The following is a 10,141-nucleotide window of genomic DNA, read 5'->3' as shown; positions in this document are numbered from 1 at the left end:
TGGGCATCGGTCAGTGCATGTCTACGAATCACGCTACTGATAACGCAGCAACTATCACATTAGATGACACACCCTAGAGCCGCTCTTCTGCTCGTCTCATCTGGCCTTGGAGTGTCCGCTTTCGCAATTCACAAACGACGGAAATGGGTCGAACAGCGATAGTAAGAGGTCGGCCACAAGCTGCCGTTGGTGAGAGGCGGCTTTCAGAAACAGGAGCGACGGACGTTCCAGAAAGCGTGGCCCGGCGCTTGTCGCGCCGACGGCCCGGTGCTCGACACGGCTCTCGCGGTTACCGGATACTCTTCGGACTACCCACTGAGGAGCGATGCATGCAATTCCCGAAGTTCGGACTCATCCCTTGGTTGCTTCTCGGTGCAACGCCTGCCGTTGCGCAGATCAACGCCGGAAATCTGCCGCCCACTCCATCGCCTCCGTTCAAGCTCACGAAGGTCGCGCAGTTCGATCTTCCATGGCGCATTGCCTTTCTGCCGGACGGGCGCATGCTGGTCACCGAGAAGCCCGGCAAGCTCTTCCTGGCCACCCAATCCGGGCAGAAGCTCGAAGTCACCGGCGTGCCGCCGGTGCTCTATCAAAACCAGAACGGCCTGCTCGGCGTCTACCTGGCTCCGTCCTATGCGCGCGATGGGGCGATCTACCTGACCTATTCGGAGCCCGGACCGATCCCAGGCACCTCGAGTCTTGCGCTCGCCCGCGCAACGCTCAAGATCGGCAGCGGCACCGCCTCGCTGGAGGGCCTGGAGGTCATCTGGCGCGATCCGATCAAGGGCAAGGGAGGCCAGGTCGGCGCTGCGGTGGCCTTTTCTCCGGACCAGAAATTTCTTTTCCTCACGGCCGGCGACCGGCAGCGCATGACACCCGCCCAGGACCCGAACCAGCCGGCCGGCAAGATCCTGCGGCTGACCCTGGACGGCAAGCCTGCACCCGGCAACCCCATGGAGGGCCAGACCGGCGCACGGTCGGTCCCGGTGATCGATCCGCCAAGAGATACGGAGGCTGCCAAGACCGCGCCGGTCGTGCGCACCTATGTCTTTGACGCTCCCAATCTGACGCCGTCCGAGGCATGGTCCTCGGGGCATCGCACGCCCTACGGCCTCGCGTTCGCGCCGGATGGCCGTCTTTGGGAACTCGAGCATGGACCGCGCGGCGGCGACGAACTCAATCTGATCGAGCCGGGCAAGAACTACGGTTGGCCGCTGGTCTCCTATGCGGTGAACTACGACGGCGTGCCCATTGCGAGCCCCGACACGCGCCCCGACCTCGCCAAGCCCGTGATCTACTGGACGCCAGTCCTCGCGCCCGGCAACCTGATGTTCTACAGCGGCGCGATGTTTCCGCAGTGGAAGGGCTCGGCGTTCGCGTCCGGCCTCGTAAGCCGCGCCCTGCACCGGATCGAGGTGCACGGCGCGATCGCGACGCCAGCCGAGCACTGGATGGTCGGCTTCCGCGTCCGCGACGTCGAGCAGGCGCCCGACGGTGCGCTGTGGTTGATCGAGGACGACCACGAGGGCGGCTTGTATCGGCTCACGCCGAAGTAATCACCTCGAGGTGATTTCAATGCGTGGAACGGCACCTGCGGGCCGGGCCCCGCGTCGGCATCAGTGTCGTCATCGAAATCGTACGGCTTGATCGTTTCTGCGCCAGCCGTGGTCGCCGGCTATCGGCCAAGAGTAGACGGTGGTAGCAATAGTCGCTGACTCATTCACTCGCTCTGCATCAGGCAGTTGGCCGGTTCAAAGCTAAATCGTACTGAAACAGGTCTTCAGGTGAAAAGCAGCAGAAGATAACCTCTTCAATCGGCGAGTGCTCCGACAAGCTTTCGCTAACAGTTTTGATAGCAACTTGTGCAGCCAATTTGACGGGATAGCCATATATGCCCGTGCTAATGCTTGGGAAAGCAATCGAAGTAACGGATTTTTCCTCCGCCAGCGCAATACACCTGCGATAGCAGTCGGCAAGCAGTTCTGGTTCTCCACTCCCTCCACCCCTCCACACAGGTCCAACTGTGTGAATGATGTAGTGGGCAGAAAGGCGATAGGCCTTGGTCACCTTTGCATGACCAGTCTTGCAACCACCAAGCAGCCGGCATTCATGCACCAAGTCCGGGCCTGCCGCGCGATGTATGGCCCCATCAACTCCGCCTCCACCAAGGAGAGACGAATTTGCGGCATTGACAATAGCCCCCACATGAAGCTTCGTGATGTCAGAACAAATGGCATGGAGGCGTGTTGGCATATGTGTACTGCGAAGAAGCGGGAACGCAACGGACATTGCGGCGGAAAACCAGGTGGGAAAATGCATTTGCCGTGTGAATGCCGAGGTGCTTGGAGTATGACAGGCCTGCTTTAGAGTCATAAATGGATGTCTCTGCTGAGGCGGACGCTGTCCTGCGTGGTTGTCTGCAGTCGGCCGGAAGCAGGCATGCATAGGGCTCTGAGGGGGCGATCACGGCGACGACAATCGGGCCAGAAGGCGCGGCTGAAGGCGAAGGACATCCGGGCCGCCACACTAGAGCCCGTCGAGCGCTAGGGGATCAGCATTGCGGCCGCCCTGGCGGAAACGGGGCAAACTCCATCCGGTCCCGTCCCTTGCGCTTCGATGCGTAGAGGGCTTCGTCGGCCCGTTTGAGACAGTGCGACAGCTCCGTGTCGGGCTGCTCGAACAAGGCCACACCGATGCTCAGGGACACCGGCTCCGGCGTCGCGAACATCGCGCGCGCTTGCTGCGCGAACGACTCGCGCAGGTCCTGGCCCAGCGCCTGCGCGGCGGCGCCGGAGACGCCGCGCAGCAGAATCACGAATTCGTCCCCGCCCAGCCGCGCGGCCAGTGCGCCGTGGGGCAGCGCGCCGCGGATCAGGTCGCTCAGGGTCACCAGCAGGCGGTCGCCGGCATCGTGACCGTGCAGGTCGTTGACCTGCTTGAAGTGGTCGATGTCGATCAGCAGCAGGGCGCCGGGGCTGGCCGGCGAGGCCTGCTTCAGCAGCTCCGGTGCGCGCAGATAGAGCGCGCGGCGGTTGTCCAGGCCGGTGAGCGGGTCGCGGGCGGCGATCTGCGCGATACGTTCCTCGCGGCGATGGCGCTCGGTGCCGGTCATGGACATCGCGAGCAGCATGATCGCCATCACGCCTTCCACCAGCGAGATTAGGATCACCGCGCCGCGGAAGCTGGTCAGGTTGACGAAGGCGTCCGGCGCCACGGTCGAGCCGGCCTTGGCGAGGTAGAACAGGCCGTGCGCCAGCAGGACGAAGCGCAGCTGCGCCGCACCCACGCTCAGCGCGCCGCCATACGGGCGCAGCAGCAGGCCGGCGCGCAAGGTGATGACGGCGATGAGCAGCGACTGAATGCCCAGCATCGTCTTGGACCACCAGGGTCCATCGGGCAGAAACAGCATCGCCAGCCAGACGACGGCCAGCAGCCACCAGGCGTGCGGCAGCCGGACGCGCGTGAACCCGGCGACGCCTGCCAGGAACAACCAGTGGGCGGCGATCAGCAAGCCGTTGGGGAACCAGATGCCGAACAGCACATAGCCGTTGGAGCGCAGCAGGGCCAGCACGCTGCCCACGGCGATGATGGCAAACCCCGCGCTCCAGAGCAGCAGCGAGCGTTCGCGCACGCTGCTCCATTCGGCGGCCAGGTACAGCGCCGAGGCAGCAGCCATGGCCGAGGAGAGGACGAGCAGGGTGAAGGGGTCGAGAACCATGGACGATGGATGTATCGGCGCAGGCGGACTCCGCGCGAGGCGGATTGTCGCAGGATGCGGATTTTCAGGCATCTCCTGTGGGCCGGGCCGCCGGGAGGAAGTCACGGATCGAGCTGGGCATAGGGAGAGGATGTCCGACGCCGCTCCCGTGGCGATCGGCAGGCCGTACTCGTTGACCAGCCGCATTCGGACCAGCCACGTGACCTCGCCGCTACGGCTGCGCATTCAAGCATAAAAAACGCGCCTGTGACCAGCTCGTCGGCGGCAGATGTGCTGCGATTGCCGCCGCGAGAGACCCGCCCCCCGCTCGTTGCGAGCGTTGGCCGCTGATGTCGGACGGCGACAGTTGCAGACAGCCTGCGGTGGTAGCAAGAAAAATCGGTATTCGAAGCCCGAAGTCAGCGGTGCGGTAGCGAGGAGGGGTTGAAGGCCGTTGAGCCTGACCCGGTAACTACGCGGATGGGCTTGTAGCTCGACTATTGCCAACGGAACACTGCATGGGTTGCCGCGAAGACAGCGAAGCTGTTGCTTGTGTCAGAGTAAAAGTAGTGAATGAAGGCGTCTTCCGGAAGGTCTCTTGGCAGCTCTATCGCAAGCTCAACCCTTGCGTCGGGAAGTGGACCATTGGAGGTTATCCAGAGCGCTTGTTTGTCATTCGCTTGTGAGGAGAAAGCCATTGGCTGGACGAAACAGAACAGAATTCCGGTGAACTCCAGTGTGCCGCCGTGGTACTCCTGCTCAGCCCCTGAGAAAAGGCCGCAGGGAATCATGAACTGGAAATTCACCGATCCAGATTCAAAGTCAATATGAAAAGACTGCAACTCGGCGTCGTGAAACGTCGCGTCTTGGTGGCGCTGCCCAAGCAGACTGTCGAGGTTTAGCGATCTCATTTGTCGAGGCCTCGCGTAGAAGTGAGAGGCTGCCGGAGCACAGAAGGGCAACCCGGCCGGCCTGTGGTTTTGCCCCTCACGGCTCGGCGCCTCGTTCCGATCCGCAAACCTTTTCTGTGCATGGAGCATGCTAGCGAGACCAAAGCAGTGCTGCAACCAACACCCTGAAGCGCAACTGAACGCGATTGTTGAGCGGGAGCTTTCTCGTACATGATCGACTGTTAGGGGACGAACGCAGCTGGCGGCCAGATTAAGCATACCGGTCCGTTCGGCGCGGAATGCTGGTCAAAGATGGCCGGCGTCCGCACGTGAGTTGCCATGACCGGGCATCAAAGTTCGGCCACGGCCTGCTGCAGGCAGGCCAGCAGTGCCTGCACCAGCGGATTGGCGGGCGTGCGGCGCCACATGGCCAGCATCTCGGATGAAGGATGCGACCCCTGCAGCGGGCGGAACACCAGGCGCGGCATGCCCACGCGTTCCAGCGCCGCGGGCACCAGCGCCACGCCCTGGCCCAGCGAGACCAGCGAGATCACCGACAGCCAGTGCCGCACCTCGTGGCGTACCTCGGGTGCGAAGCCGTGGGCCAGGCACATTTCGTAGATGCGCTGGTGATAGGTGGGCGAGACCAGGCTGGAAAACAGGATCAGCCGGTCGTGCTTGAGTTCGGCCAGGTCGATGGCTGCGCTGGCCTGCAGCGCATGCTGCTCGGGCAGGCAGACCACGAAAGGCTCTTCCATGATGAGCTGGCTGGCAATGCCCTCGGGCGGCTGTATGGAGTGGACCAGGGCCATGTCCAGCCGCATCTGCTGCAGATCGAGGATCTGCTCGGCGCTGTTGGCCTCCAGCATGTCGACGCGCACCTGGGGATGGGTGAGCTGGAACTGCTCCAGCGCCTGGGGCAGGCCGCGGTATAGGCTCGAGCCCACAAAGCCCAGGCGCAGATGGCCGCGCGTGCCCTGGGCCACGTCGCGGGTTTCCTGCGCGGCCTGCTGGCTCAGGGCCAGCAGCTGGCGTGCCTTGGCCAGCAGATGTTCGCCGGCCGCCGTGAGCCGTACGCCCTTGCTGCTGCGCTCGAACAGCTGGGCCTGCAGCTCTTGCTCGAGCTGCTTGATGGCCACGGAGAGCGGGGGTTGCGAGATCGACAGCCGCTGGGCTGCGCGGCTGAAGTGGAGCTCTTCGGCCAGGGTGACGAAGTAGTGCAGCAGCCGCAGTTCCATGGTGTTATCGATATTAAAAAAGTATTGAGAAAGATTTTAATAATATTTGACGCGAATATATGAGGGTGCTGAAATTTGCGGCAAATGATTTCAGCAGGAGACCTTTATGTCCGCCAACGATCAGCCACAGATGCACGCCGTGGCCCAGGCCGCCAGCTCCGCGGCCCACCCCGTGCCCGACCGCCACGGCGCCAACTTCTACGCCACCGATCCCGAGCTGCAGTCGTTGCTCGAGCTCTATCTGCCGGCCGATCTGCTTGCCCATCTGCAGCCCCATCTGCAGCGCATGGGTGAGCTGGCCGGCGGGCGCATCGACGAGCTGGCCGGCATTGCCGACAGGAATCCGCCTGAGCTGGAATACCGCACGCGCGCCGGCCAGGACAGCCAGCGCATCATCAAGCACCCGGCCTACGAGGAGCTGGAGCGCATCGCCTATGGCGAGTTCGGGCTGCAGGCCATCTCGCACCGCGACGACATGCTGGGCTGGCAGGGCAAGATGCCGCCCATGGTCAAGTACGCGCTGACCTATCTGTTCGTGCAGTCGGAGTTCGGTCTGTGCTGCCCGCTGTCCATGACCGATTCGCTGACGCGCACGCTCAAGAAGTTCGGCGCGCCCGAGCTGGTGAACAAATACCTGCCGCGGCTGCTGTCGCTGGACTGGGACGAGCAGGCCCAGGGCGCGATGTTCATGACCGAGCAGGCCGCGGGCTCCGACATCGCCAACACGCTGACCATGGCCGCCCCGCAGGCCGACGGCTCCTGGCTTCTCTCGGGCGACAAGTGGTTCTGCTCCAACCCCGATGCCGAGTTCGCCATGGTGCTGGCGCGCGTGGAGGGCGGGGCGCCGGGCATGAAGGGCATCTCGTTGTTTCTGCTGCCGCGCACCCTGGACGACGGCCGCACCAACCACTACCGCATCGTCCGTCTCAAGGACAAGCTGGGCACGCGTTCCATGGCCAGCGGCGAGATCCGCATGGACGGCGCCGTGGCCTACCTGGTGGGCGAGCAGGGCCGGGGCTTTGTGCAGATGGCCGACATGGTCAACAACTCGCGCCTCTCGAACGGCGTGCGCTCGGCCGGCATGATGCGCCGAGCCGTGGCCGAGGCCGAGTTCATAGCCCACGAGCGCATCGCCTTCGGCAAGCGCCTGGAGCAGATGCCGCTGATGCAGCGCCAGCTCGACAAGCTGCGCGTACCCGCCGAGCAGGCGCGCACCATGGTGTTCCAGACCGCGCAGACGCTGATGCGCTCCGATGCGGGAGAGCCCCATGCCTATGCGCTGCTGCGCATTCTCACGCCGCTGATCAAGTTCCGCGCCTGCCGCGATGCGCGCAAGGTGACGGGCGACGCCATGGAGGTGCGCGGCGGCTGCGGCTACATCGAGGAGTGGAGCGACCCGCGCCTGGTGCGCGACGCCCACCTGGGCTCGATCTGGGAAGGCACGAGCAATATCGTGGCGCTGGACGTGATCCGCGCCATCAGTCGCGAAGGCTCGCTGCCCGTGCTGCAGGGCTATCTCAAGGGTTTGCTTGACCAGGCAGGTCTGGCGCCGGCCTACCGCCAGTCTTTGGAAGATGCGCTGGAGCGCGCCGGCGTCCTGGCCGAGAAGGCCGCGCAGGATGGCGGCGATGTTCTGGCCCGCCAGGCCGCCACCGGCCTCTACAACTGCACCACGGCCATCGCCATGGCCTGGGAGGCCGCGCAGACCGGATCAAGCGAGCGCCTGCGCCTGTCGCAGCTGGTGCTGCTGCACCGCGTGCTGCCGCGCGATCCGCTGGAGCTCGCCGAAGTTCCTGCAGCATGGCAAGAATAAATATCGATAGAAAGCGGCTCTGGCGCAATGCAGACAAGCGCCAGCAGCTACATATTCAGGACCTACGCAAACAAGAATGCACAACAGCCGTTCCCATGGGAAGCGCCTTGCCTGAACCGGATTTGCGTAAGTCGTAATTTTGAAAGCCAACACCGATTGGCGAACCTAACAAGGAGACAAGTCATGAACATCAGCCGTCGCCTGCTGGCCGGATCCGTCGCGGCCGCCAGCGCCGCCCTGTGCCTGGGCGTATCTATGAACGTCCAGGCTGCGGAGAAATTTCCCGAGCGCCCCATCGCGTTCATCGTGCCGTTCCCGCCCGGCGGCCCCACGGATGCCATGGCCCGCATCCTGGCCACCGAGCTGACCAGGGAACTGGGCCAGAGCGTGATCGTGGAGAACAAGGCCGGCGCCGGCGGCAATATCGGTGCGGACTATGTGGCCCGCGCCAAGCCCGATGGCTACACGCTGATGTTCGGCACCTCAGGTCCGCTGGCCATCAACAAGCCGCTGTACAAGTCCATCAGCTACGACCCGCGCACCAGCTTCACGCCCATCATCTACGTGGGTTATCTGCCCAATGTGCTGGTGGTGCGGCCGGACCTGGGCGCCAGCAACGTCAAGGAGCTGGTCGCGCTGGAGAAGAGCAAGCCCGGCAAGCTCAACTTCGCGTCCTCGGGCAACGGCGCCTCCTCCCATCTGGCGGGCGTGCTGTTCAACGGCATGGCCGGCACCCAGTTGCAGCACGTGCCCTACAAGGGCACGGGGCCGGCGCTCAACGACCTGCTGGCCGGCCAGGTGGACATGACTTTCACCGACATCCTCACGGCCATGCCCTATATCAAGGCCGGCAAGGTCAAGGCCCCGGGCGTGGCCACGGCCAAGCGCTCCAGCGCCATGCCGCAGATTCCCACGATCGCCGAACAGGGCCTGGCCGGCTATGACGTGAGCGTGTTCTTCGGCGTGGTCGGCCCCAAGGGCATGGCTGCGGACCGGGTGGAGCTGCTCAACCAGGCCTATGCCAAGGCGCTGGATTCGGAAAACGTGAAAAAGGCCTTTGCGGCCCAGGGCCTGGAGCGCGGCGCGGATACCAAGCCCGCCTATCTGGCCGGCTTTGTGAAGACCGAGCTCGACAAATGGAGCGAGGTGGTGCACAAGGCCGGCGTGAAGCTGGATTGAGAACCTGGACGCCGGGCCGCCGGGCTGCCGGCCATGGCCCCGGGACGCTGCAAATTTCTGAAACGTACAGCATGAAAAACTCTCTTTCACCCGGCGCGCTGCAAGGCGTCAAGGTGCTGGACCTGTCGCGCATCCTCGGCGGCCCGTTCTGCGGGCAGATCCTCGGCGACCATGGCGCAGACGTGCTCAAGGTGGAGCCGCCGCAGGGCGACGACACGCGCACCTGGGGGCCGCCGTTTAAGGATGGCGTGGCCTCGTACTACTTCGGGCTGAACCGCAACAAGCGCATCCAGTTCCTCGACCTGTCCGCGCCCGAAGGCCAGCAGCGCGTGCGCGAGCTGATGGCCGAGGCCGATGTGGTGGTGGAGAACTTCAAGGTCGGCACCATGGAGAAGTGGGGCATAGGCTACGAGCAGATGCGTGAAGAGCTGCCGCAGCTGATCTGGTGCCGCGTCACGGGTTTTGGCGCCGACGGCCCGCTGGGCAGCCTGCCCGGCTACGACGCGGCCATCCAGGCCATGGCCGGCATCATGAGCATCAACGGCGAGGCCGACGGCGACCCGTTGCGCGTGGGCCTGCCGGTGGTGGACATGGTGACGGGGCTGAACGCCACCATAGGCGTGCTGCTGGCCCTGCACGAGCGCGGGCGCAGCGGCCAGGGCCAGCTGGTGGACGCCTCGCTCTACGACTCAGGCCTGTCGCTGCTCCATCCCCATGCTGCCAACTGGTTTATGGGGCGCAAGGTGCCGCAGCGCTCGGGCAATGCCCATCCCAATATCTATCCCTACGACGTGTTGAGCACGGGCGGCGCGCCCATTTTTCTGGCCGTGGGCAACGACCGTCAGTTCCGGCTGCTGTGTGGTCATGTCGGCCGGGAGGCGCTGGCGCAGGATGAGCGCTTTGCCACGGCGGGCCAGCGCTCCGTCCACCGCGCCGAGCTCAAGCCCTTGCTGGAGCAGGCGTTTGCGCAGCTCGATGGCGTGAAGCTCGCCGACGAGCTGATGGCCATCGGCGTGCCCGCCGCGCCAGTGCTGGACGTGCAACAGGCCCTGGAGCATCCGCATACCGCGCACCGCGAGATGGTGGTGAAGATGGGCGAGTACCGGGGGCTGGGCGCTCCGGTCAAGCTCAGCCGCACGCCGGCCAGCTACCGCTTTGCGCCTCTGAGCGAGGGCCAGGATTTTCTGCCGGACAGCGACTGCTGAGCTTTGTTTGTCGTGACTGTGGCCCGCCTAGTGCGGGCTTTCTTTTTGGCTCTGTCTGCGTTCAGTGTTGAACTCTCCATATTTCCCGCCAGTCCAACGTACATGTAGGACTGTCGGGA

8 protein-coding genes are annotated in these 10,141 nt (G+C 64.3%); 4 read left to right on the top strand and 4 right to left on the bottom strand.

The genetic code is table 11. The annotated features are described in order from the left end of the window. Positions 1 to 329: 329 nt before the first annotated feature. Positions 330 to 1,556, top strand: coding sequence for a PQQ-dependent sugar dehydrogenase (locus AB6724_RS21380; RefSeq protein WP_369340556.1), 1,227 nt, complete (start codon positions 330 to 332; stop codon positions 1,554 to 1,556). Between the two features lie 178 nt (positions 1,557 to 1,734). Here AB6724_RS21380 and AB6724_RS21375 read toward each other — a convergent pair whose 3' ends face one another. The 4 genes from AB6724_RS21375 to AB6724_RS21360 all read right to left on the bottom strand — a co-directional run bounded on the left by AB6724_RS21375 (position 1,735) and on the right by AB6724_RS21360 (position 5,825). After that, positions 1,735 to 2,253 carry an O-acetyl-ADP-ribose deacetylase gene (locus AB6724_RS21375; RefSeq protein WP_369340557.1) on the bottom strand — a complete coding sequence of 173 codons (519 nt, stop codon included), beginning with the start codon at positions 2,251 to 2,253 and terminating at the stop codon, positions 1,735 to 1,737. A gap of 298 nt (positions 2,254 to 2,551) precedes the next feature. Then, entirely contained in the window at positions 2,552 to 3,718 is a 1,167-nt protein-coding gene (locus AB6724_RS21370; RefSeq protein ID WP_369340555.1) for a GGDEF domain-containing protein, read from the bottom strand. 476 nt (positions 3,719 to 4,194) lie between these two features. Continuing rightward, the gene (locus AB6724_RS21365) at positions 4,195 to 4,608 is read right to left on the bottom strand and encodes a hypothetical protein (RefSeq protein ID WP_369340554.1); all 414 of its coding nucleotides are present in this window, start codon (positions 4,606 to 4,608) and stop codon (positions 4,195 to 4,197) included. A gap of 329 nt (positions 4,609 to 4,937) precedes the next feature. Further along, complete coding sequence (locus AB6724_RS21360; RefSeq protein ID WP_369340553.1) at positions 4,938 to 5,825, bottom strand: LysR family transcriptional regulator; 888 nt, start codon at positions 5,823 to 5,825, stop codon at positions 4,938 to 4,940. A gap of 106 nt (positions 5,826 to 5,931) precedes the next feature. Between AB6724_RS21360 and AB6724_RS21355 the strand changes: the two genes are divergently transcribed. The 3 genes from AB6724_RS21355 to AB6724_RS21345 all read left to right on the top strand — a co-directional run bounded on the left by AB6724_RS21355 (position 5,932) and on the right by AB6724_RS21345 (position 10,022). After that, positions 5,932 to 7,638: an acyl-CoA dehydrogenase family protein gene (locus AB6724_RS21355; RefSeq protein WP_369340552.1), complete on the top strand. Its 1,707-nt coding sequence runs from the start codon at positions 5,932 to 5,934 to the stop codon at positions 7,636 to 7,638. A gap of 183 nt (positions 7,639 to 7,821) precedes the next feature. Continuing rightward, positions 7,822 to 8,817: a Bug family tripartite tricarboxylate transporter substrate binding protein gene (locus AB6724_RS21350; RefSeq protein WP_369340551.1), complete on the top strand. Its 996-nt coding sequence runs from the start codon at positions 7,822 to 7,824 to the stop codon at positions 8,815 to 8,817. A 71-nt stretch (positions 8,818 to 8,888) separates the two neighbouring features. Further along, entirely contained in the window at positions 8,889 to 10,022 is a 1,134-nt protein-coding gene (locus AB6724_RS21345) for a CaiB/BaiF CoA transferase family protein (protein WP_369340550.1), read from the top strand. The last annotated feature ends 119 nt before the right edge of the window (positions 10,023 to 10,141 follow it).

Source organism: Comamonas guangdongensis, assembly GCF_041079535.1.
Classification (GTDB): Bacteria; Pseudomonadota; Gammaproteobacteria; order Burkholderiales; family Burkholderiaceae_C; genus Comamonas; species Comamonas guangdongensis.
This window is presented reverse-complemented; position numbering and strand designations above follow the sequence as displayed.

Bases quoted from the DNA above. Each gene is read 5' to 3' on its own strand.
- AB6724_RS21380 (WP_369340556.1), top strand. From the start codon at position 330: ATGCAATTCCCGAAGTTCGGACTCATCCCTTGGTTGCTTCTCGGTGCA.
- AB6724_RS21375 (WP_369340557.1), bottom strand. From the start codon at position 2,253: ATGCCAACACGCCTCCATGCCATTTGTTCTGACATCACGAAGCTTCAT.
- AB6724_RS21370 (WP_369340555.1), bottom strand. From the start codon at position 3,718: ATGGTTCTCGACCCCTTCACCCTGCTCGTCCTCTCCTCGGCCATGGCT.
- AB6724_RS21365 (WP_369340554.1), bottom strand. From the start codon at position 4,608: ATGAGATCGCTAAACCTCGACAGTCTGCTTGGGCAGCGCCACCAAGAC.
- AB6724_RS21360 (WP_369340553.1), bottom strand. From the start codon at position 5,825: ATGGAACTGCGGCTGCTGCACTACTTCGTCACCCTGGCCGAAGAGCTC.
- AB6724_RS21355 (WP_369340552.1), top strand. From the start codon at position 5,932: ATGTCCGCCAACGATCAGCCACAGATGCACGCCGTGGCCCAGGCCGCC.
- AB6724_RS21350 (WP_369340551.1), top strand. From the start codon at position 7,822: ATGAACATCAGCCGTCGCCTGCTGGCCGGATCCGTCGCGGCCGCCAGC.
- AB6724_RS21345 (WP_369340550.1), top strand. From the start codon at position 8,889: ATGAAAAACTCTCTTTCACCCGGCGCGCTGCAAGGCGTCAAGGTGCTG.